This is a genomic window from Bradyrhizobium betae, assembly GCF_004123905.1.
Classification (GTDB): domain Bacteria; phylum Pseudomonadota; class Alphaproteobacteria; order Rhizobiales; family Xanthobacteraceae; genus Bradyrhizobium; species Bradyrhizobium betae_A.
The window spans coordinates 232,279-253,990 of sequence record NZ_MZXW01000013.1; the positions used below are offsets into that span (position 1 = coordinate 232,279).

A 21,712-nucleotide genomic window follows, 5' to 3' on the forward strand; every position below is an offset into this window, starting at 1 on the left:
CCAAAATGGTCTCATACGGCCCTCGCCGCAAAACCGCCCCAAAAACCGAATGGTAACCATGGCGGCTTAGGGTGGCGACGTGACCAATTCTCCGACGATCCTGGTGTTCGATTCCGGCCTTGGCGGGCTCACGGTGCTGCGTGAGGTCGTGGCCGCGCGCGCGGACGCGCATTATATCTATGTCGCCGACGACGCCTTCTTCCCTTACGGCCACCACAGCGAGGACGAGATCATCGCCCGCGTGGTGCCGCTGATGGGGGAATTGATCGGCACGCATGATCCTGACCTCATCGTGATCGCCTGCAACACGGCGTCCACCCTGGTCCTATCTCACTTGCGCGCCGCTTATTCCCAGCCGTTCGTCGGTACGGTCCCGGCGATCAAGCCGGCCTGTGCGCAGTCGAAGACGCGCCGCGTCTCGGTGCTCGGCACCAAGGGCACGGTGAAGCGCGAATACACCAAGGCGCTGATCCGCGACTTCGCGCAGGGCTGCGAGGTGACGCTGGTCGGCTCGCCCGAGCTGGCCTCGTTGGCTGAAGCTGAGCTCAAGGGCCACGAGATCAGCGACGGCGACATCCTCGCCGAGCTCGCCCCCTGCTTCGTCGGCGATGCCGCAGACGCGGGCGCACGCACCGACATCATCGTGCTCGCCTGCACGCATTATCCGCTGCTGCTCGACCGGATGAAAAAGGTCGCGCCCTGGCCGGTCGAATGGATCGACCCGGCCCCCGCCATCGCCCGCCGCGTCTCCGACCTACTCGGCGCGCGCAGCGGCGGCATCGCACAGTTCGGCGCCGAGATGATTTTTACATCGAACCGCGTGCATGGCCTCGGTGCCACGTTGACGCCGTTCTTCGGCGGCCGCGCGCTGGCCTGATCTTGCGCCTCGGCGGCGTGCTGTTAGCATTCGCCGTCGTCAACTCGCGCAAGGTCATCACATGCCGGTCCCCGCAACCCCGCTCAATCGCCTCCGCCAATTGTGGAGCGAGGGGCGCCCCGCCTTCGGCGCGATCGCGACCATCCCGAGCGTGCAGATGGTGCAGATCATGGCGCGCTCGCTCGACTGGATCATCGTCGATCTCGAGCATGGCCCGATCGGCTTGACCGAAGCGCATGCGATGATCGCGGCGACAACAGGCACGCCATGCACGCCGCTGGTGCGGATCGCGGCGAACGAGCCATGGCTTGCGAAAGCGCCGATGGACATCGGCGCATTCGGCATCAACTTCCCGATGATCACCAATCGCGCCGAGGCCGAGAAGGCGGTGCGCAGCGTGCGCTATCCGCCGCGCGGCGATCGTCTCTGGGGCCCGTTCCACGCGCCATTCCGCTGGGGTCAGTCGATGCCGGACTACATGGCGTCAGCCGATGACGAGATGATCTGCATGATCACCATCGAGCATGTCGATGCCGTCAACCGCATCGACGAGATCATGGCGACGCCGGGCATCGACGTCGCGGTGATCGGCCCCGGCGATCTCGCAACGTCCATCAACAAGCGCGGGCAGATGGACGATCCGGAATTGCTGGAGCTGGTCGCCCGCGCCGAGGCCGGCATCCTCAAAAGCGGCGTGCCGATCGGCGGCGTGGCCCGCACCGCCGACCAGGCCAACCAGCTGATCGACCGCGGCTACCGCGCGATCGCGCTCGGCTTCGACTGGTCGTTGTTCCAGCGCGGCATCATGGCCGCGTTCGACGGCATCAGGCGCTGAACGAGCCGATTGCCACCTTGCCGGGAACCGCGGCGCTGCTAGGCTCAGCGGATCCAGGGAGGAAAACAATGCTCAAAAAGACTTTGCTCGCTCTTGCCTTCACCGGCCTTGCCGTTGCCGCCTTCGCCCAGCAGCCCGGCATCAAGCGGACCCCGCTCCAGAAGGTCGAATTTCCGGATGGCTACAACACCGTCACCGCCATCGCGGAAATCCCGGCGGGCGGCGCGGCCGGACGCCATACCCATCCCGGAATCGAGACCGGCTACGTGCTCGAAGGCGAGCTGGCTCTGCTCATCGATGGTCAGCCGGAGAAAACCCTGAAACCCGGTGATTCCTACCAGATCCCGGCAGGTGTCGTGCATGACGCCAAGGCTCATGGCGACAAGGCCATGAAAGTGCTTGGAGTTTACATCGTCGACAAAACCAAGCCGCTGGCCTCGCCGGCGCCCTGATGCGGCGAACCGACGGGCCCCAGGCGGGTTGGTTCGTGCTAGAGCAGGCGGCGAGCGGGAACCCGCTCGCTGCACATATTTTAATCGCCGGGAACCGGAGCGCGATGCGCGGGAAAGCCAAGACCATTTCGCTGCCGCGCCGCCTGATTGTCGATCTGATGCGCGCCTCGATGGGCGTGCCGTTCGTGTCGCTCGCCCGCTCGCTCAATATCCGCCCTCTGCTGGAGGCCCGCGCGGGCGCGATGGCGCCGGCCGGCTGGGCCGCAATGTTCGTCAAGGCCTTCGCCATCGTGGCCAAAGACGAGCCGGTTCTGCGCACCGTCTATGCCAAATGGCCATGGCCGTCGTTCTACGAGCTGCCGAAGAGCGTCGCCTCGGTCGCCATCGCCCGGGTCGAGGACGGTGAGGAATGCGTGCTGCTGCAGCGAATCGCAGGCCCCGAGGCCATGGCGCTGGCCGCGGTCGATGCCGAGATCCGGCATGCCAAGACGGCGCCGATCGATGAAATCCCCATGTTCCGCAAGATCATGCGGGCGACCCGCCTGCCGCTGCCGCTGCGGCGCCTGTCCTGGGCGATCGGCCTGAATTTCGGCCGGCAGCGGGGTAACTGGTTCGGCAGCTTCGCGGTGAGCTCGGTGGCCGCCTATGGCGGCGGCGAGCTCCACCCCATCACCCCCGGACCCTTTATCGTCAGCTACGGGGTGGTCGAGCCGGACCAGACCATCCATGTCGTGATCCGCTGGGACCACCGGGTCACTGACGCTGCCCCCATCGCCCGGGTCCTGACCCGGCTGGAACAGGTGCTGAACACTGAAATCGCTGCCGAATTGCGGGCAGCCGGGTCAAAGCCGATCCGGGCCGTCGGGACCTGATTCCGGGGCCATTCGCATTGACAGCGAACCCCAAACTCCCCTAAAAGCCGCTTGCTCGCGGGCCGATTTCGGCCCGCGAAGCGTTTCGCGACCCGTGGTCTAATCCCTTAAGCTTTGGGGATCGGACCTGTCAGTGCCGGGCTAGTCCGGCACACAGGAGGGCGCGTTTCCTCAAACCATGTACCTGAAGAGGACGCGATGACTAAGCGCAGTGAGGCGAAGTACAAACTCGATCGCCGTATGGGCCAGAACATCTGGGGCCGCCCGAAGAGCCCCGTCAATCGCCGTGAATACGGCCCCGGCCAGCACGGCCAGCGCCGCAAGGGCAAGCTCTCCGACTTCGGCGTGCAGCTGCGCGCCAAGCAGAAGCTGAAGGGCTACTACGCCAACATCAGCGAGCGCCAGTTCCACAGCATCTATGTCGAGGCCAGCCGCCTCAAGGGTGACACCGGCGAGAACCTGATCGGCCTGCTCGAGCGCCGTCTCGACGCGGTCGTGTACCGCGCCAAGTTCGTCTCGACGATCTTCGCCGCGCGCCAGTTCATCAACCACGGCCACGTCAAGGTGAACGGCCGCAAGGTCAACATCTCGAGCTATCAGGTCAAGATCGGCGACGTGGTCGAGGTCAAGGAAGCCTCCAAGCAGCTCGCCCACGTCCTCGAAGCCAGCCAGCTCCCCGAGCGTGACACCCCGGACTATCTCGAAGTCGACCACGGCAAGATGACCGCGAAATACGTGCGCATCCCCCACCTCTCCGACGTGCCGTTCCCGGTGCAGATGGAGCCCCATCTGGTCGTCGAATTCTATTCGCGCTAAGATCTGAATATCGAAAGGCCCCGGTTCGCTGGGGCCTTTTTGCTTAAGAGCCACACTTCAGTGGCCGCAATGCTTTCAGGAGCCGTCGCATGCTCTACACCCCTCCCCCGATCGATCCCAAGGCGCCGCCGGTGCGCATCAACCTGCTCTCGGATACGCAGACCAAGCCCACGGCTGCGATGCGCGAAGCGATGGCGCGGGCGGAGGTCGGCGACGAGCAGGTCGGCGACGATCCGACCGTGAATGCGCTGTGCGAGCGCGTCGCCGATCTGCTCGGCAAGGAAGCTGCGGTCTATATGCCCTCGGGCACGATGTGCAACGTCACCGCGACGCTGGTGCACTGCCGCCCCGGCGACGAAATCCTGGCACACGAGACTGCGCACATCATCGCCCGAGAAGGCGGCGCGCATGCCGCGATCGGCGGTTTTCAGGTGACCCAGCTCAAGGGCGCCGACGGCCAGTTCACGCCAGAGACGTTTCGCAACGCGCTGCATCCGCGCACGCGCTACCAGGCGGCGCAGACCGTCGTCAGCGTCGAGCAGACCGCCAATATCGGCGGCGGCACGATCTGGAAGAAGGCCGCGCTCGACGAGATCGTCGCGATCGCCAAACAACACGGCCTCGTCACCCACATGGACGGCGCGCGCCTCTTGAACGCCACCGTCGCGAGCGGCATCTCGCCGCGCGACATGACGGCGGGGTGGGATTCGGCCTGGATCGACTTCTCCAAGGGCTTGGGCGCGCCGATCGGCGGCGTGCTTGCGGGCTCTCGCGCCTTCATCGATGCGGTGTGGCAGTGGAAGCAGCGCCTCGGCGGCTCGATGCGGCAGGCCGGAATCTGCGCGGCCGCCTGCATCTACGCGCTCGACCATCACGTCGAGCGCCTTGCCGACGACCACGCCAATGCGCGCGCGCTCGCCCGCGGGCTGTCGCAGATTGCAGGCGTCGAGGTGCAGGAGCCCGAGACCAACCTCGTGTTCTTCAAGCCCGACGGCGCCGGCGTCCCCGGCGACAAGATGGTTGCAGCGCTGCGCCAGCGCGGCGTGACGCTCGCGATGATGGACGGCCGCATCCGCGCCTGCACGCATCTCGACGTCAATGCGGGCCAGGTGGAGGAGATGATCGGCTACGTGCGCGAGATCGTGCGCGGGGCATAGTCACCGCGCCATCGCCTGATAGATCAGCGTCTTCAACGCGAGTTGAATCCGGCCGCGCTGCGACGGAGTCTGCACCATGAAAATCCCGAACAGATCGTCTTCGGGATCGATGAAGAAGAAGGTGCCGCCGACGCCGTCCCAGCGATATTCGCCTATAGGCCAAGATGTCCCTGATGGCACCGAGGTGCGCACCGCGAACCCGAGACCGAAGCCGCTGGTCCCGCCCGGATAATAATTCTGGTCGCGCGCGATTTTGGTTTCGGGACCGATATGATCCGACGCCATCAGCGCGATGGTTTCGGGCTTGAGATAGCGCCGGCCCTCATAGCTGCCGCCATTGAGCAGCATCTGTGAGAAGCGCGCGTAGTCGGCGATCGTGCCGACCATGCCGCCGCCGCCCGACTCCCATTTCAGCGGCAGCCTGATATCGCGGACCTGCGTCGTCGGACTGATGTTGCGATCTCCAGGCATCGGCTCGGCAATGCGCGGGAATTTTTGGGGATCGGCGACGAAGAACGCGGTCTCGGTCATGCCGAGCGGATCAAGCAGCCGCTCCTTTTCGAACTGAAGCAGCGTCTTTCCCGAGATCACCTCGACGACCCGGCCGAGCACGTCGGTGGAATAGCCGTAGTCCCACATCGTGCCGGGCTGCTCGACCAGCGGCAGCGTGGCGATCTTCGCGGCGAACTCGGCGTTGGTGAGATTGCTGTGGAAGAGATTGGCCGCGGCATAGAGTTCGCGCACGAGGCCGCCGCCGTAATAGCCGTAAGGCAGGCCCGAGGTGTGGCGCATCAGATCCTTGATCGTGACCGGACGATTCACGGGCTCAAGCACCAGCGAAACCTTGCCGTCCTCGGCCTTTTTCTCGACGCCGACCTTCATCTCGCCGAAGGCCGGAATGTACTTTGCGACAGGATCGTCGAGCGAGAGCTTGCCCTCCTCGACCAGCATCATCGCCATGACTGTCGTGATCGGCTTCGACATCGAATACAGGCGAAAGATCGTATCCGCGCTCATCGAGTTCTCGGTCGCAACGTCGCGAACGCCGAAATTCTCGTAATAGACCGGCTTGCCGTGCTGCTGGAGCAGCAGGATCGCGCCCGGACACGTGCCGGCGACGATCTCGTTCCGGATGTAGTCGGAGACCTTTGCCAGGCCTTCCTGCGAGAAATTGTGGGGGCGCCCCTCGGAGCCTGCCTCCGCGCCGACGACACCGAACAGAAGAACGAGCGCCGCGATCAGCGCGCGGCGCCCGTTCATGTCACTTTTCCATGGCTTCATAAACCAACTGCTTCAATGTCCGCTGCACGCGCTGGCGCTCGGTCGGGGTCTGCTCCAGCAGGACAAAGAACATGTCCTGCTTCGGGTCGATCACGAAATAGCAGCCGGAGGCGCCGTCCCACTTCAATTCCCCGAGATCGCCGGGCGGCGGCGGTTTTGCGTTGCCGGGATCGGTGCGGACCGCGAGCCCGAGGCCGAAGCCGAAACCGTCGCCAGGGAAGTAGAAATAGTCGCGATCGACGCCGGAGCCAGGGCCGATCTGGTCCGTCACCATCAGCTTGAACGTCTCGGGCTTGAGGATGGTCTTGCCCTCGAAGCTGCCGCCCTGGAGCAGCATCTCCGCAAAGCGCTGATAGTCGGCCATGGTCGTGACCATGCCACCGCTGGCGAACTGGATCTTCTTGACGACCGTCGGATCGTTGATCCGGCCGACCCGGAAATCGCTGTCGTTCGGCACCGGCTGCGCCAGCAGCTTCTGTTTCTCGGGATCCGTGACGAAAAAGCCGGTATCGACCATGCCGAGTGGATCGAGCAGCTTCTCCCGCATGATGTCGATCAGCGGCTTGGCGGCCGCGACCTCCATGACGCGCGCGAGGATGTCGGTGGAATGGCCGTATTGCCAGAGCGCGCCCGGCTGGTTGTGCAGCGGCAGTTTTGCGATGCGCTCGGCGAACTCGGCGAGATCGAAATCGCCGTCATAGATCTTGGCGTCACGATAGGCCTTGCGGACCAGGCTGTCGCCATAGAAGCCATAGGTGACGCCCGAGGTGTGCGTCATCAAATCCTTCACCGTCATCGGACGGTTCAGCGGCACCAGCTCGAGCGACTTGGTGCCATCGTCGGCCTTCTTCTCCACGCCGACCTTCAGGTTGGCGAAGGACGGAATGTATTTCGAGACGGGATCATCGAGCTTGATCGTGCCGTCCTCAACCAGCTTCATCGCGACCACCGATGTGATCGCCTTGGTCATCGAGAACAGGCGGAAGATCGTCTTGTCGGTGATCGGCGCCTTGCTGGCGACGTCCTGCACGCCGAAGGCTTCGCGGAAGACCGGCTTGCCACCCTGCTTGATCAGCACGGTCGCGCCGGCGATTTTGCCGGTGGCGACCTCGTTCTTGAAGAACTCGCTGATCCTGGCGAGCTTCTCCTGATTGAAATGTGCGCCGGCCGGAATCTCGTAGGTGCCTTCCGCCCGCGCGAGTGACATCGCGCCGAGCGATACGAGCGCGCCGCAGACAAGCGCACGCAATCCAAACTGTAAGATCATATCCCCTCCCCGGAACATGGGCGGGCGGAGTGTACCGGCCGCATCATCAGGCACAAGGGCCGCCGTAGCGCGCCAAAACGTCCGTATGGAGCGCGGCGCTTGCCTCCGAAAAACAACAGAATATGACATGGTCGACTGAAGGCGCAGCCGGCAGGGCGTCAATGGTCGTATGGATCGCAATCTTCGCGGCCCGGTCGGCCGGAAAACGGAAAATGCCGGTCGAAATCGCGGGGAATGCCACCGAGGTCAGCTTGTGCTTGCCGCACAGTTCGATCGAACGGCGATAGCAGGAGGCGAGCAGATCGTCCTCGCCGATTGTGCCGCCGTTCCAGACCGGCCCGACGGTGTGGATCACATGAGCGGCCTTGAGGCGGTAGCCTTTGGTGATCTTGGCGTCGCCCGTCTTGCAGCCGTGCAGCATACGGCATTCGGCGACGAGGTCGGGCCCGGCCGCCCGATGGATCGCACCGTCGACGCCGCCTCCACCGAGGAGCGACGAATTTGCGGCGTTGACGACGGCGTCAACGCCGAGTGTGGTGATGTCAGCGACAATGACCTCGAGCTCAACGCCGCCAATCCGGCGCGACAGCGAGGTCACGCGTCAGGCCGCGACGGCGACGCCCTTCTCGGAGAACAGCTGCTGCAGTTCGCCGGCCTGGAACATCTCGCGGACGATGTCGCAGCCGCCGATGAACTCGCCCTTCACGTAGAGCTGCGGGATGGTCGGCCAGTTCGAATAGTCCTTGATGCCGTTGCGCAGCTCGGCGGATTCGAGGACGTTGAGGCCCTTATAGCCAACGCCGATGTGGTCGAGGATCTGGACGACCTGGCCGGAGAACCCGCACTGCGGAAATTGCGGCGTACCCTTCATGAACAGAACCACGTCGTTCGACTTCACTTCGTTGGCGATGAATTCCGCGATGCTCATATCCGTGTCCTTCTGGGGCGGAGCCCCCAACAATTGCTTCGGGCCGGCTCAGCCGATCTAACCCGATCCTTGCCTATATATGTAGCCCAAACCGTTGTGCATCCAAAGTAAAATGGCGGCGAACGGCCCCAAGGCGGGCTGTCCTGAGGGCGTCGGGCCCATTACATGATGCCACGAATATCATCGCCGGGGAGGACTTTCATACCGTAACGGAACCCCTATCTAGGACAAACCCCGGTTTTGGAACCGGGCAACGCCAACAACGTTCTCTTGTCCTGTCTGGAGAAAAACGTGACGAAACAAGCCTCCGCTACGGCCAGTCCGCCGCTTTCGTCACCGTCTTTTGACCCGGGCAACCTCGCCCGGCGGCTCGAGGACGCCTTTCTCGCCGTCCGCAACGAGACCGAACGCCGGGCCGCGTCGCTCTCGCCCGAGGACCAGCAGATCCAGTCCATGCCGGACGCGAGCCCTATCAAATGGCACCGGGCCCACACCACCTGGTTCTGGGAGCAATTTTTGCTGGGCGAGCACGCCCCGGGCTACCGGTCTTTCCACCCCGACTTTGCCTTCCTGTTCAATTCCTATTACGTCAGCGCCGGCCCGCGTCATGCCCGCAATCATCGCGGCGACATCACCCGCCCCAGCGCCGACGAGGTTGGGGCCTATCGCAGCCATGTCGATGCGGCGGTCGTCAAATTCTTCCGTGAAACGAGCGAGGACAAGCTCCGGGCCCTGGCACCGCTGGTCGAGGTCGGGCTCAATCACGAGCAGCAGCATCAGGAATTGATGTTCACCGACATCCTGCACGCCTTCGCGCAAAACCCGGTCTATCCGGCTTACGACCCGGACTGGCGCTTCCCGTCCGCGACGCGCAGCGGCGACGACTGGCTGATGCTCAACGAAGGCATCCACACCGTCGGCCATGTCGACGACAGTTTTCATTTCGACAACGAGAAGCCGGCGCATCGCGCCCTGGTCGGCCCCGTCAAGGTCGCCCGCAATCTCGTCACCAATGGCGAATGGCTCGCCTTCATGCGCGACGGCGGCTATGCGAAGGCAACGCTGTGGCTGATGGACGGCTTTGCCGCGGCCAGCAAGGAAGACTGGCAAGCCCCGGGCCATTGGCGCGAGGTCGATGGCGCATGGCAGCTGATGACGCTCGCCGGCCTCAAGCCAGTCGATCCGGACGCACCGGTCTGCCACGTCAGCTATTACGAAGCCGACGCCTTTGCGCGCTGGGCCGGAAAGCATCTGCCGACCGAGATGGAATGGGAGGTCGCCGCGCGCGCCGGCCAGCTCAACGATGCCTTCGGCATCGTCTGGCAGTGGACGCGATCATCCTACTCGCCCTACCCGGGTTACCGCGCCATCGAGGGCGCGCTCGGCGAATACAACGGCAAATTCATGATCAACCAGCTGGTGCTGCGAGGCTCCTCGCTTGCAACTCCTGACGGCCACAGCCGTATTACTTATCGCAACTTCTTCTATCCGCACCATCGCTGGCAGTTCACCGGACTGCGGCTCGCAGATTACGTCTAGTCTTTAATCCGACGACAGATGCGCGCCGGACAGCGCGTTCAGGAGAGTATCATGAATGTGCACGCCAGCGCTTTGGCCGAAGCCCATCTTCCCGACGAGCAGACCACCGCCTTCGCCCGCGAGGCCATCGAAGACCTCTCGCAGCAGCCGAAAAAGCTGTCGCCGAAGTACTTTTACGACGCGACAGGGTCGGAGCTGTTCGAGGCCATCACGAAGCTGCCGGAATATTATCCGACCCGCACCGAGCTATCGATCCTGAAGGAGCGCGGCAGCGAGATCGCAAAGATCATTCCGGAGCATGCGGCACTGGTCGAGTTCGGCGCCGGCGCGACCACGAAGGTCCGCCTGCTGCTGGGCCACTGCAAGTTCGCGGCTTATGTCCCCGTCGACATCTCCGGCGACTTCCTGAAGGCGCAGGCGAACGGCCTGAAGCGGGATTTCCCGTCACTCGGCATCTACCCGGTGGCGGCCGACTTCACCACGCCGTTCGAGCTGCCCAAGGTGGTCGCGTCCATGCCCAAGGTCGGCTTCTTCCCCGGCTCGACCATCGGCAATTTCGAACCGCATGAAGCGCAGGCCTTCCTGAAGAGCGCACGCAAGATCCTGGGCGCGGGCGCGCAGATGATCATCGGCGCCGACCTGGAAAAAGAAGAGCGCGTGCTCCACGACGCCTACAACGATGCCGCCGGCGTCACCGCGCGCTTCAACCTCAATGTGCTGGTGCGGATCAACCGCGAGCTCGGCGGCAATTTCGATCTGTCCGCCTTCACCCATCGGGCGATCTACAATCGCGAGCGGCACCGCATCGAGATGCACCTGATCAGCAAGAAGAGCCAGACCGTGCGCCTGCTCGGCACCAGCTTCTCGTTCCGCCCGGGCGAGAGCATCCACACCGAGAACAGCTACAAATACAGCCTCGAGCGTTTCGCCGCGCTGGCGCAGGGCGCCGGCTGGCGGGTGCGCGAGAGCTGGATGGATGCAGCGAAGATGTTCTCGGTGCACGCATTGGAGGTGGCGGAGTAAGCGCTCCGGCGCCTACTCCTCGGTTGCCGACCCCAGCGACACCGACTCCCACACCGCGACGACGATCATGATCACCGTCGTCGCGACCGAAAGCCATAAGGGCGACAGCTCCGCCGCGAACCACCACAGCACCAGCAGCAGGATGATGCCGATGCCGTGCGAGAGCTGGAGGAAGCCGCGGATCGCGTGCTTGAACAGGATGGTGCCGATCAGGAACACCAGCGGGCCACCGATCGTGCTGACGATGGTGCGGATGTCGGAATGGCCGGTCGGATGCTTCAGCACCAGCTCGTCCGAGACTGCGGTCAGGATGATGCCGGCGACGATCGGCAAGTGCAGATAGGTATAAGCGAGCCGCGCCAGCCGGCCGGATTCGGCGGACTTCGACAGCCGCTCTGAGCCAGCCTCGGCGCCCTTGTGAAAATAGACCCACCACATCGCGATGGCGCCGACCAGGCACGAGACGAAGGCCAGGATGTTGTCGGCGGTCCAGTCCAGCTCGGCAAAGGTTGCGCCGTTGACGACAACGGCTTCCCCGAGCGCAATGATGATGAAGCCGGCGCAGCGCTCGGCCATGTGGCCGCCTTCGACGGCCCAGGCCTCGACCGACGAGAAGCCCAGCCTCGGGAGCCAGAAGCGGACCGCCGGCGAGACATACTCGATCGTCAGCGCCACGATCCAGAACCACAGCCGCTCCTCCCCGTGCGCGAGGCCGCCAAGGATCCAGAAGATCGCGGAGCCGCAGAGCCAGACCAGGATGCGGATCGCATTGTGCCGCACCGCCGTCCGGTGGCGCGGGGTTGCGAACAGCCAGAACGCGGTGCGTCCGACCTGCATGGTCGCATAGGCGATCGCAAACCACAGGCCCCGCCCCTCGAACGCGGTCGGGATCGTCGTCGACAGCACGAGGCCGCCCAGCATCATCAGGAAGATCAGGATGCGGACCGGCGTCAGCTCGGGATTGAGCCAGTTGGTGACCCAGGCGGTGTAGACCCACACCCACCACACCGCCAGAAACAGCAGCGTGACCTCGACCGCGCCGAGCGGCGTGAAATGGTGCAGCAGCGTGTGCGACACCTGCGTAACGGCGAAGACGAAGACCAGGTCGAAGAACAGCTCGGCATTGGTGACGCGGCTGGGCTGGTTCGGCAGGATGACGCGAAACATCGCGCCGCGCGCATTATCCGCAGCCATCATCGTCCCCCGTCGCGCTGGTCAGGTCAGATGCAACCCTGGTCAGGTACCTGGTACGCCGGTTTGCAGCGCCAGCGCATGCAGCACGCCGCCCATCTGGCCTTGCAGGGACTGATAGACGATCTGGTGCTGCTGGACGCGGGACTTGCCGCGGAAGGATTCCGAGATCACGGTCGCGGCGTAATGGTCGCCATCGCCGGCGAGGTCACGGATGGTCACCTCGGCATCGGGGATCGCTGCCTTGATCATCGCCTCGATATCGTGGGCGTCCATGGGCATTCGGGTCGTGCTCCTGTCTCGTCTTTCAGTCTCGGCTTAGAATCGCTTGCCGGGGTCCGGATCTGCAAAGCCAAACTTGCCGGCCGGGCCAAACTTAGCGTGAACGGTCTTCTACGTCACGCCTTCAGGCACTATATCCCTGATCCCATCCGGATAAAGGCACGACAAAGTGCCGCGCGCGGCAGATTGATCGAAAAGGCGTGAAATCATGAAGCTTCCAGGGCCCGACCACCCCATCACCATCACCCAGAACCCCCGGCGTGTCCGGGTCACGGCCGGCGACATCGTGATCGCCGAGACCAGCAATGCGCTGGTCTTGAAGGAGGCCAAATATCCGGCGGTGCAATATGTGCCGCGGGAAGACGCCAACATGGCGCTGCTGGAGCGCACCGACCGCGTCACCCATTGCCCCTACAAGGGCGATGCGAGCTATTACAGCGTCAAGGCCGACGGCAAAACGCTCGACAACGCGATCTGGACCTATGAGACGCCCTTCCCGGCGATGACGGAGATTTCCGGCCATCTCGCGTTTTATCCCGACAAGGTGACGATCGAGGAAGTGGGATAGGCCGCGCTGCGCGCCGCCATTATGGCCCGGCCTCGTCCCGGCCATCCACGTTCTTGGCTCCCGGAAGAAAGATCGAATGCCCGGGACAAGCCCGGGCATGACGACCGACTGTGTATGCGAAGCTCAGTTACGCCCTGAAGATCGTGAGCCCGAGTATCAGCAGCACTAGGAAGATCACGACGAAGACGTAGAACAGGAAGCGAGCGATATCGGCGGAGGCGGCCGAGATGCCGGTGAAGCCGAGCACGCCTGCTACAATCGAGATCAGTAAAAAGATCAGCGCCCATTTCAGGATCGTCATCGCCAACTCCGACCTAAGGCCGCAACTTGACGGCCCTCAACCTGTACGTGGACGCTAACTTCGCTGTCCAGAACTGGTTCCTGATCGCACGACGGGAGGCTTTTGCGGCTCAAACGACCCTTGCTGAATCCGGTTCCCGGCGGCACAGTCCGCCCCGGGACAGGAGCGCAAGTCGGGGCGACCATGATCACGATGTCACATTCCGCGGCGATCGGCGCAGAGGCGCACGCCGCGCCGAAGGCCAAGGCGCGCAATCTGTCGCTCGATCGCGCCCGCACCTTCCTGACGCTGGTGGTGCTGCTGCATCACGCCGTCATTCCCTACACCTATTTCGGTCACACCGATCCGGCCTCCTGGATCGGGTTCGACATCGTCGTGCTCGCGACCGACAGCTTCTTCATGGCGATGTTCTTCTTCCTGTCGGGCCTGTTCACCTGGCCCGGCATCGCGCGCAAGGCGCCCTCCGTTTTCCTGCGCGACCGGTTGTTGCGGCTCGGACTTCCGTTCGCGATCGCGGCCTTGACCGTCATTCCGCTCGCCTATTACGCGATCGCGCTGCGGGCCAATCCCGAGCTGAACTTCGCCGCGTTCTGGTGGAAGACGATCACCGTGGGCCCGTGGCCGAGCGGCCCGATCTGGTTCGTCTGGGTGCTGCTGGCGTTCGACCTGACCGCGAGCCTGCTCTACCGGGTCTCCGCGCATCTGGTCGATCCCGGCAACCGCGTTTCGCTGCGCGGGTTTGACCAGCCGTTCGTCTTCTGGCTGATGCTCGCCGTCGTCTCCATCATCGTCTATGTGCCGGTCCTGCTCTATTTCGGCGGCAGCCGATGGTTCGAGTCCGGGCCGTTCTCGGTGCAGGCGAGCCGCATCCTGCTCTACTTCGCCTATTTCTTCATTGGCGTCAGCGTTGGTGCTGCGAACTTCGATCGCGGCATCCTCAGCGCAGAGGGCCAGTTGCCGAAAAGCCGCTGGACGTGGGTGATTGTCACGCTGATCCCCTACTGTCTGATGTGGGTGATGATCTACATCAAGCGCGAAGTTTTGGGCAATCCAGACCCGCAGCCGCATTGGTATCAGGCGATCTACGGCACGTTCTTCGTGCTGTTCTCTTGCTCGATCCTGCTCGCGATCCTCGCCTTCTTCCTGCACCAGAAGTCGCCGGGGCCGAACCTGCTCGACCGCATGCAGGCGGACGCCTACGGCATGTTCCTGGTGCACTATCCGATCGCGCTGTGGATCCAGTATGCGCTGTTCGACTATACGCTGCCCGCAATTGTGAAAGCGGCGATCGGCTTCGTGCTCACGGTGATCCTGAGCTGGGGGCTGACGGCGGCGTTGCGGAAGATTCCGGGGGCGTCACACGTGTTGTGAGGCACGCTCTCTCAACTCGTCATTGCGAGCGCAGCGAAGCAATCCAGAAACCCTCCGCGGAGGCGGTCTGGATTGCTTCGCTACGCTCGCAATGACGGAGTGTGTGTCGGCGCCTTACGCCGCCTTCCCGCCCATATACTCCGGCAGCCAGCGCTCGAACGATTTGCGCAGCGTGTCGATCGTTACAGGTGCCTCGCCTACAATCGCAACCGCATCACCACCGGTGGTGCCGATCCGCACGCAGGGCACCTCGCAGCCGCGCATTTTTGCGAGCACGCGGCCGGCTTCCGTTTCCGGCACGGTGACGAGATAGCGCGCCTGATCCTCGCCGAACCAATAGGCCTGCGAGACAAGCGACGTCGGCGCCGCCAGCAGTTTCGCGCCGATGCCGCTCGCCATCGCCATCTCGGCGAGCGCGATCAGGAGGCCGCCATCCGAGAGGTCGTGCACGGCGGTCGCAGTGCCCGCATGGATCATGCCGCGCACGCAATCGCCGTTGCGCTTTTCAGCCGCGAGATCGACCGGCGGCGGCGCGCCCTCCTCGCGACCGCAAATATCGCGTAAGTAAACGGACTGGCCGAGCCAGCCATGGGTCTCGCCGATCAGCAGGATCGCCTCGCCCTCGGCCTTGAAGGCGAGCGATGCGGACTTGGTGAAATCGTCGAGCAGGCCTACACCGCCGATCGAAGGCGTCGGCAGGATCGCGCGGCCATTGGTCTCGTTGTAGAGCGAGACGTTGCCGGACACGACCGGGAAGTCGAGCGTGCGGCAGGCTTCCGAGATGCCCTTCAGGCAGCCGACGAACTGGCCCATGATCTCTGGCCGCTCAGGATTGCCGAAATTGAGATTGTCGGTGATAGCAAGCGGCTTGCCGCCGACCGCGGTGATGTTGCGCCAGGCTTCCGCCACCGCCTGCATGCCGCCTTGATACGGATCGGCCTCGCAATAGCGCGGCGTGACATCGACGGTCAGCGCCAGGCCCTTCGGCCCGTCCTGCACGCGCACCACGGCGGCATCGCCACCGGGACGCTGCATGGTGTTGCCGAGGATGACGTGGTCATACTGCTCCCAGACCCAGCGCTTGCTGCACATGTCGGGCGTGCCGATCAGCTTTTCCAGCGCAGCACCGAGGCCCATCGGCGCCGGCACCTCGCGCGCATGCACGACCGGCAGCGCGGCGGAGGGGACATGCGGACGGTCATAGAGCGGCGCCTCGTCGCCGAGCTCCTTGATCGGCAGATCGGCCATGACGTCGCCGCCATGCTTGACCACAAAGCGCTTGCTCGGCGTGGTGTAGCCGACGACCGCGAAGTCGAGGCCCCACTTCTTGAAGATCGCCTCGGCTTCCTTTTCCTTCTCGGGCTTGAGCACCATGAGCATGCGCTCCTGACTCTCCGAGAGCATCATCTCGTAGGCGCTCATGCCGGTCTCGCGGGTCGGCACCGCATCGAGATCGAGATCGACACCGAGGTCGCCCTTGGCGCCCATCTCGACCGCCGAGCAGGTCAGCCCCGCCGCGCCCATGTCCTGGATCGCGATGACGCAGCCCTTCTCCATGATCTCGAGGCATGCCTCGAGCAGCAGCTTCTCGGCGAAGGGATCGCCGACCTGCACGGTCGGGCGCTTCTCCTCGGACTTGTCGTCGAACTCGGCCGAGGCCATCGAGGCGCCATGGATGCCGTCGCGGCCGGTCTTGGATCCCAAATAGACGATCGGCATGTTCACGCCGGACGCCGCCGCATAGAAGATCTTGTCGGTATCGGCGAGGCCCACCGCCATCGCGTTGACGAGGATGTTGCCGTCATAGCGGGTGTGGAAACGGACCTGGCCGCCGACCGTCGGCACGCCGAAGGAATTGCCGTAGCCGCCGACACCGGCGACGACGCCGGAGACGAGATGCCGGGTCTTGGCATGCTCAGGCGCGCCAAAGCTCAACGCATTGAGGCAGGCGATGGGACGCGCGCCCATGGTGAAGACGTCGCGCAAAATGCCGCCGACGCCTGTCGTCGCGCCCTGGTAGGGCTCGATGTAGCTCGGGTGGTTGTGGCTCTCCATCTTGAAGACCACGGCCTGGCCATCGCCGATGTCGATCACGCCGGCATTCTCGCCCGGACCCTGGATCACCCAAGGCGCCTTGGTCGGCAGGCCCTTCAGATGGATGCGCGAGGATTTGTACGAGCAGTGCTCGTTCCACATCGCCGAGAAGATGCCGAGCTCGGTGAAGGTCGGCTCCCGCCCGATCAGCTTCAAGATGCGCTCGTATTCATCGGGCTTGAGCCCGTGGGCGGCGATCAGCTCGGGGGTGATCTTGGGTTCGTTCTTCATGGATTCGGGGCTTTCGGCGGGGTTTGGCCGTTCTTAGGAACATCGGGGGCTCACGAAAAGCCCTTTATGGCGCATTTTCCCGCTGTCCCACGTTTTGCGGCAGGTCGGTGCGGGAACGGGAATTGCAACGCGCTGACGGATCGGATTTAAGGGCTAAAGACCCGTAATTGAAGGCCCATTTCCTTGCACGAATTGACCAAAACGGCCCCTTCCCCGCGCCCGGAGCTGCATGTCGCGACGGACGGCGAATTCGCGGGCTGGCAGACCTGGATCCGCGACAGTTTTGAGAACCATATCGGTCCCTTCTGGCACCGCCTGGAGGCGGATGGCAGCGTCCGCTGCGCCTTCCGGGTCGAAAAGAAGCATTTGAACGGCTCCGGCAACGTCCATGGCGGCTGCTTCATGGCCTTCGCCGACTACTGCCTGTTCGCGATCGGCCGCCATGCGCTCCAGGGCCGCGGCGTGACGGTCAATTTTGCCTGCGAGTTCCTGGATGCCGGCCACGAGGGCGAGCTGATCGAATGCACCGGCGAGGTCACCCGCTCCGGCGGTTCGCTGATCTTCCTGCGCGGGCAGATGGCCGCCGCCGAGCGCCGGCTGTTCACGTTCTCCGGGACGATCAAGCGGGCGAAGCGGAAGTCGCTCGCTCAGCCAAACGCATAGCTCGCCGCGATCTGCGGCAGTGCGGACGCTACTTGTTGGCGTCGTCCGCCAGCATTTTTCGGTACTTCTCGACGTCCCGCGTCACCAGTTGCTGAAGCAGCTCCGGCGTATGCTCGTTGTCATCGGGCGCAACGGTCGACAGCTCTGCAAAACGCTTCTTCACCGCGTCGGTCTCGACCGCGGTACGCGCCGCTGCATTCAGTTTTGCGATGATCGCCGGCGGCGTGCCCTTGGGCGCGAACAGGCCGTTCCAGCCCTGCGCCTCGAATTCGGGCAGGCCTGCTTCAGCTGAAGTGAGTAGATCCGGCAGCGTCGCGAGCCGCACGGTCGAGCCGACCACGAGGCCCCGCACCAGCTTCTCGTTGATCGACTGCGAGACGGAGGCCGCCGCATCGCAGACGCCGTCGATCTGGCTGCCGATCGCATCGGTCAGCGCGGGCGCGGCGCCGCGATAGCCCACCAGCGTCGCATCGATGCCGGCGGCCGTGACGAAGCTCTTGCAGATCAAATAGTTCGACGAGCCGACGCCGGCATGGCCGAGATTGATCTTGCCCGGATTGGCCTTGGCGTAGGCGATGAACTCCTTGAGGTCCTTCGCCGGAAAGTCCTTGCGGATCGCGATGATGCCGAACGTCTTGGCTACCATCCCGATCGGCACGAAGGATTCTGGCGTGAACGGCAGCTTTGGATAGATCGTGTAGGTCGCAGCATTGATGCCGGCATTGCCAATCGCGATGGTGTAGCCGTCAGGCTCGGCGCGAGAGGCACGCGCCAGCGCCGTCGAACCACCGGCACCCGCAACGTTCTCGATCACGATGGTCTGGCCGAGCGCGATGCCCATCTGCTCGGCAACGGTTCGCGCAATCACGTCCGAGGTGCCGCCGGCCGCGAAAGGCACGATCATGGTCACAGGACGCTTGGGGAAATCCTGAGCGAGCGCGGCCGTTGCAAACGCAGCAACGGCAATGGCGGCCGATAGCCGCTTCAACACGAACGAGATCACGCGGCCTTTTCCAGATGCTGGACGAGACCGGCGAACAGGCCGCGGCCGTCGGTGCTGCCCATGATGTCTTCGACGTGGTTTTCCGGATGCGGCATCATGCCGAGCACGTTGCCCCTGTCGTTGACCAGGCCGGCGATCGAATGCGCAGCGCCATTGATGTTGTGGCTCTCGTCGACCGCGCCGTCGGCCGAGCAGTAGCGATAGAGCACCCGCCCCTCGCCCTCGATGCGCTTGATGGTCTCTTCATCCGCCTCGTAATTGCCCTCGCCGTGGGCGACCGGCACGCGGATGACCTGGCCGGCATTGTAGCCGCGGGTGAACGGCGTGTCGGAGCGCTCGACGCGCAGATGCACGTCCTTGCAGATGAACTTCAGCCGCGCATTGCGCATCAGCACGCCCGGCAGCAAGCCGGACTCGCAGAGGATCTGAAAGCCGTTGCAGACGCCGAGCACGAGGCCACCCTTGGCCGCATAATCGCGCACCGCATCCATCACCGGCGCACGCGCGGCGATTGCGCCACAGCGCAGATAGTCGCCATAGGAGAAGCCGCCGGGCACCACCACGAGATCGGTGCCTGCGGGAAGCGACGTCTCGGCGTGCCAGACCATCGAAGGCTCGTTGCCGGAGATCAGCCTCAATGCGCGCGCCATGTCGCGCTCGCGGTTGATTCCGGGAAAGACGAGGATGGCGGCTTTCATGGTTCGGGTTCCGGCGATGATGGGAATCGGGCTGGCCCAAAGGGCCAATTCGCCAAGACACTTAGCCATTTGACGGGGATTTTACCAGTGCTAGCCTTGCCGGGCGGCCTTGTACACAGGCCATAGCCACGGCTCGTCTGCCCAACGATCTTGCCCGGGATGGAAGCCATGAATGTCCCGTCGCTGCCCGCATCAGCCTCCGAACCGGTGTCCGCTGAAGGCGTCGTCGCTGCCGGCGCCTATGTCGACGGCCGGCGCGTTGCCAATATCGCCATCAGCGAAGCCTCGAGCTGGCGGGCCAAGCCCGGCCACGTCGTCTGGATCGGGCTGCACGAGCCCGACATGGCGCTGCTCGGCGCCGTGCAGAAACAGTTCGACCTGCACGACCTCGCCATCGAGGATGCCAACAACGCCCACCAGCGGCCGAAGATCGAGCAATATGGCGAGGCCCTGTTCATCGTGGCGCGGACGGCGCAGCTGATCGAGGGCCGGATCGCCTTCGGCGAGACGCACATCTTCGTCGGCGAAGGCTATCTGGTCTCGGTGCGCCACGGCGCCTCGACGTCCTACACGCCGGTGCGCGAACGCTGCGAAAGCTGCCCGCGGGCGCTGGCGCGCGGCGAGGACTACATCCTCTACGCCATCCTCGATTTCATCGTCGACAACTACTCCCCCGTGCTCGAGAGCATTCACGAGGAGGTCGAGGGCATCGAGGACGACGTGCTCTCCAAGCCGATCAGCAAGGCGCAGATCGAGCGGCTCTACATGCTGCGCCGCGACCTGTTGCGGCTCAGGACCGCGATCGGCCCGTTGGTGGAAGTGTGCCGCCGGCTCGAGCATGACGAGCTGGCCATGGTGCGCGCGACCATGCAGCCGTTGTTCCGCGACGTCACCGACCACGTCAGGAACATCCAGGAGCGCATCGATTCCATGCGCGAGGTGCTGGCCTTCGCCTTCGAGGCTAGTCTGCTGGTCGGTCAGGCGCAGGAGACGGCGGTCTCCAAGAAGCTCGCCTCGTGGCTCGCGATCCTCGCCGTCCCGACCGCAGTCGCCGGCATCTACGGGATGAACTTCAAATACATCCCGGAGCTGCAATGGGAGTACAGCTACTTCGTCGTGATGGGGATGATGGCGCTCGCCTGCATCGCGCTCTACTGGCGCTTCCGCCGCGTGGGGTGGTTGTGAGCCCAGGGCGAGCGCGCGACGCCCGATCGCCCTGGCTTAACAGTTCGGCTAGCTTAGCAGCTCGACCCGATAGTTCTCGATCACGGTGTTTGCCAGCAGCCTGTCGGCGGCGTCCTTCAACGCCGCCTCCGCCTTGGCCTTGTCCGCGCCGGCGAGCTCGATGTCGAACACCTTGCCCTGACGGACGCTGGCGACGCCGTCGACGCCGAGCGACTTCAGCGCGCCTTCGATGGCCTTGCCCTGCGGATCGAGGATGCCGGTCTTCAGGGTAACGGTGACACGTGCCTTCACGTCAAGATCCTCTTAGCTCTTCACCAGCACCGGGCCGGAGCCCTGCGGACGCTCGTTCTCCATGAGGATGCCGAGACGCTTGGCGACTTCGGTATAGGCCTCGAGCAGGCCGCCGAGATCCCTGCGGAAACGATCCTTGTCGAGCTTCTCGTTCGACTTGATGTCCCACAGACGGCAGCTATCCGGCGAGATCTCGTCGGCGACGATGATGCGCATCATCTCGTTCTCGAACAGCCGGCCGCACTCCATCTTGAAGTCGACGAGGCGGATGCCGATGCCGAGGAAGAGGCCGGTGAGGAAGTCGTTGACGCGGATGGCAAGCGCCATGATGTCGTCGATCTCCTGCGGCGTCGCCCAGCCGAACGCCGTGATGTGCTCTTCCGACACCATGGGGTCGTTGAGCTGGTCGTTCTTGTAATAGAACTCGATGATCGAACGGGGCAGCTGCGTGCCCTCCTCGATGCCGAGGCGCTGCGACAGCGAGCCGGCAGCGACGTTCCGCACCACCACTTCGAGCGGCACGATCTCGACCTCGCGAATCAACTGCTCGCGCATGTTGAGGCGGCGGATGAAATGGGTCGGCACCCCGATGTCGTTGAGATGCTGAAACAGGTACTCCGAGATCCGGTTGTTGAGGACACCCTTGCCCTCGATCACCTGATGCTTTTTCGCATTGAATGCGGTCGCGTCATCCTTGAAGTGCTGGATCAGGGTACCGGGCTCGGGACCTTCATACAGAACCTTTGCCTTGCCTTCATAAATGCGACGCCGACGGCTCATGGGGATG

24 protein-coding genes are annotated in these 21,712 nt (G+C 64.0%); 12 read left to right on the top strand and 12 right to left on the bottom strand.

Annotation, left to right across the window (positions count from 1 at the left end):
• Window positions 1–79 precede the first annotated feature (79 nt).
• The 6 genes from murI to B5V03_RS07135 all read left to right on the top strand — a co-directional run bounded on the left by murI (window position 80) and on the right by B5V03_RS07135 (window position 5,009).
• Window positions 80–877: a glutamate racemase gene (gene murI, locus B5V03_RS07110; RefSeq protein ID WP_129268548.1), complete on the top strand. Its 798-nt coding sequence runs from the start codon at window positions 80–82 to the stop codon at window positions 875–877.
• 61 nt (window positions 878–938) lie between these two features.
• Window positions 939–1,712 carry an HpcH/HpaI aldolase family protein gene (locus tag B5V03_RS07115; RefSeq protein ID WP_129268549.1) on the top strand — a complete coding sequence of 258 codons (774 nt, stop codon included), beginning with the start codon at window positions 939–941 and terminating at the stop codon, window positions 1,710–1,712.
• 68 nt (window positions 1,713–1,780) lie between these two features.
• Window positions 1,781–2,164 (top strand): cupin domain-containing protein, encoded by a 384-nt coding sequence (locus tag B5V03_RS07120; RefSeq protein WP_129268550.1) that lies wholly within the window; start codon window positions 1,781–1,783, stop codon window positions 2,162–2,164.
• Between the two features lie 104 nt (window positions 2,165–2,268).
• A complete protein-coding gene (locus B5V03_RS07125) occupies window positions 2,269–3,036 on the top strand; it encodes an acyltransferase (protein ID WP_129268551.1) in 768 nt (255 codons plus the stop codon).
• A 198-nt stretch (window positions 3,037–3,234) separates the two neighbouring features.
• On the top strand, window positions 3,235–3,852 hold the full coding sequence (gene rpsD / locus B5V03_RS07130) for a 30S ribosomal protein S4 (RefSeq protein WP_129268552.1): 618 nt from the start codon (window positions 3,235–3,237) through the stop codon (window positions 3,850–3,852).
• 89 nt (window positions 3,853–3,941) lie between these two features.
• Window positions 3,942–5,009: a threonine aldolase family protein gene (locus B5V03_RS07135; protein ID WP_129268553.1), complete on the top strand. Its 1,068-nt coding sequence runs from the start codon at window positions 3,942–3,944 to the stop codon at window positions 5,007–5,009.
• On the opposite strand, the gene B5V03_RS07140 is transcribed toward B5V03_RS07135, so the two are convergent.
• From B5V03_RS07140 to grxD, 4 genes are read right to left on the bottom strand one after another with little or no spacing between them, the layout of a single operon-like run.
• The gene (locus tag B5V03_RS07140) at window positions 5,010–6,269 is read right to left on the bottom strand and encodes a serine hydrolase domain-containing protein (RefSeq protein ID WP_164987832.1); all 1,260 of its coding nucleotides are present in this window, start codon (window positions 6,267–6,269) and stop codon (window positions 5,010–5,012) included.
• Window position 6,270: 1 nt separating this feature from the next.
• Window positions 6,271–7,557 carry a serine hydrolase domain-containing protein gene (locus tag B5V03_RS07145; RefSeq protein ID WP_164987833.1) on the bottom strand — a complete coding sequence of 429 codons (1,287 nt, stop codon included), beginning with the start codon at window positions 7,555–7,557 and terminating at the stop codon, window positions 6,271–6,273.
• Between the two features lie 46 nt (window positions 7,558–7,603).
• Complete coding sequence (locus B5V03_RS07150) at window positions 7,604–8,155, bottom strand: O-acetyl-ADP-ribose deacetylase (protein ID WP_129268556.1); 552 nt, start codon at window positions 8,153–8,155, stop codon at window positions 7,604–7,606.
• A 3-nt stretch (window positions 8,156–8,158) separates the two neighbouring features.
• Window positions 8,159–8,485, bottom strand: a complete 327-nt coding sequence (gene grxD / locus B5V03_RS07155) for a Grx4 family monothiol glutaredoxin (protein WP_129268557.1) — start codon at window positions 8,483–8,485, stop codon at window positions 8,159–8,161.
• 240 nt (window positions 8,486–8,725) lie between these two features.
• Here grxD and egtB point away from each other — a divergent pair, with 240 nt between their 5' ends.
• On the top strand, window positions 8,726–10,024 hold the full coding sequence (gene egtB, locus B5V03_RS07160) for an ergothioneine biosynthesis protein EgtB (protein WP_164987834.1): 1,299 nt from the start codon (window positions 8,726–8,728) through the stop codon (window positions 10,022–10,024).
• Window positions 10,025–10,075: 51 nt separating this feature from the next.
• A complete protein-coding gene (egtD, locus tag B5V03_RS07165) occupies window positions 10,076–11,047 on the top strand; it encodes an L-histidine N(alpha)-methyltransferase (RefSeq protein ID WP_164987835.1) in 972 nt (323 codons plus the stop codon).
• Between the two features lie 12 nt (window positions 11,048–11,059).
• On the opposite strand, the gene B5V03_RS07170 is transcribed toward egtD, so the two are convergent.
• Window positions 11,060–12,241: a low temperature requirement protein A gene (locus B5V03_RS07170; protein WP_164987836.1), complete on the bottom strand. Its 1,182-nt coding sequence runs from the start codon at window positions 12,239–12,241 to the stop codon at window positions 11,060–11,062.
• A gap of 42 nt (window positions 12,242–12,283) precedes the next feature.
• Window positions 12,284–12,520: a BolA/IbaG family iron-sulfur metabolism protein gene (locus B5V03_RS07175; protein WP_008139419.1), complete on the bottom strand. Its 237-nt coding sequence runs from the start codon at window positions 12,518–12,520 to the stop codon at window positions 12,284–12,286.
• Window positions 12,521–12,728: 208 nt separating this feature from the next.
• On the opposite strand from B5V03_RS07175, the gene B5V03_RS07180 reads away from it, so the two are divergent.
• The gene (locus B5V03_RS07180) at window positions 12,729–13,088 is read left to right on the top strand and encodes a DUF427 domain-containing protein (RefSeq protein ID WP_129268563.1); all 360 of its coding nucleotides are present in this window, start codon (window positions 12,729–12,731) and stop codon (window positions 13,086–13,088) included.
• 127 nt (window positions 13,089–13,215) lie between these two features.
• Here B5V03_RS07180 and B5V03_RS07185 read toward each other — a convergent pair whose 3' ends face one another.
• Window positions 13,216–13,389, bottom strand: a complete 174-nt coding sequence (locus tag B5V03_RS07185) for a DUF1328 domain-containing protein (protein WP_027548646.1) — start codon at window positions 13,387–13,389, stop codon at window positions 13,216–13,218.
• Window positions 13,390–13,572: 183 nt separating this feature from the next.
• Between B5V03_RS07185 and B5V03_RS07190 the strand changes: the two genes are divergently transcribed.
• A complete protein-coding gene (locus B5V03_RS07190) occupies window positions 13,573–14,760 on the top strand; it encodes an acyltransferase family protein (RefSeq protein ID WP_129268565.1) in 1,188 nt (395 codons plus the stop codon).
• 114 nt (window positions 14,761–14,874) lie between these two features.
• Here the strand turns inward: B5V03_RS07190 and purL are convergent, their stop codons facing one another.
• Window positions 14,875–17,085 (bottom strand): phosphoribosylformylglycinamidine synthase subunit PurL, encoded by a 2,211-nt coding sequence (gene purL / locus B5V03_RS07195; protein WP_129268567.1) that lies wholly within the window; start codon window positions 17,083–17,085, stop codon window positions 14,875–14,877.
• A gap of 183 nt (window positions 17,086–17,268) precedes the next feature.
• Between purL and B5V03_RS07200 the strand changes: the two genes are divergently transcribed.
• The gene (locus B5V03_RS07200) at window positions 17,269–17,748 is read left to right on the top strand and encodes a PaaI family thioesterase (protein ID WP_164987837.1); all 480 of its coding nucleotides are present in this window, start codon (window positions 17,269–17,271) and stop codon (window positions 17,746–17,748) included.
• Between the two features lie 28 nt (window positions 17,749–17,776).
• Here B5V03_RS07200 and B5V03_RS07205 read toward each other — a convergent pair whose 3' ends face one another.
• Together B5V03_RS07205 and purQ are read right to left on the bottom strand one after the other, a co-directional pair.
• Window positions 17,777–18,751 (bottom strand): tripartite tricarboxylate transporter substrate binding protein BugD, encoded by a 975-nt coding sequence (locus B5V03_RS07205; protein ID WP_129268569.1) that lies wholly within the window; start codon window positions 18,749–18,751, stop codon window positions 17,777–17,779.
• Window positions 18,748–19,449 carry a phosphoribosylformylglycinamidine synthase subunit PurQ gene (gene purQ, locus B5V03_RS07210; protein ID WP_129268571.1) on the bottom strand — a complete coding sequence of 234 codons (702 nt, stop codon included), beginning with the start codon at window positions 19,447–19,449 and terminating at the stop codon, window positions 18,748–18,750. Before purQ ends, B5V03_RS07205 begins: the two co-directional genes overlap by 4 nt.
• A 168-nt stretch (window positions 19,450–19,617) precedes the next feature.
• Between purQ and B5V03_RS07215 the strand changes: the two genes are divergently transcribed.
• Window positions 19,618–20,634, top strand: a complete 1,017-nt coding sequence (locus B5V03_RS07215) for a magnesium and cobalt transport protein CorA (RefSeq protein WP_129268573.1) — start codon at window positions 19,618–19,620, stop codon at window positions 20,632–20,634.
• Window positions 20,635–20,682: 48 nt separating this feature from the next.
• Here the strand turns inward: B5V03_RS07215 and purS are convergent, their stop codons facing one another.
• Together purS and purC are read right to left on the bottom strand one after the other, a co-directional pair.
• Window positions 20,683–20,925: a phosphoribosylformylglycinamidine synthase subunit PurS gene (purS, locus tag B5V03_RS07220; protein ID WP_129268575.1), complete on the bottom strand. Its 243-nt coding sequence runs from the start codon at window positions 20,923–20,925 to the stop codon at window positions 20,683–20,685.
• Window positions 20,926–20,937: 12 nt separating this feature from the next.
• A complete protein-coding gene (gene purC, locus B5V03_RS07225; RefSeq protein ID WP_173015815.1) occupies window positions 20,938–21,705 on the bottom strand; it encodes a phosphoribosylaminoimidazolesuccinocarboxamide synthase in 768 nt (255 codons plus the stop codon).
• Between the last annotated feature and the right edge of the window lie 7 nt (window positions 21,706–21,712).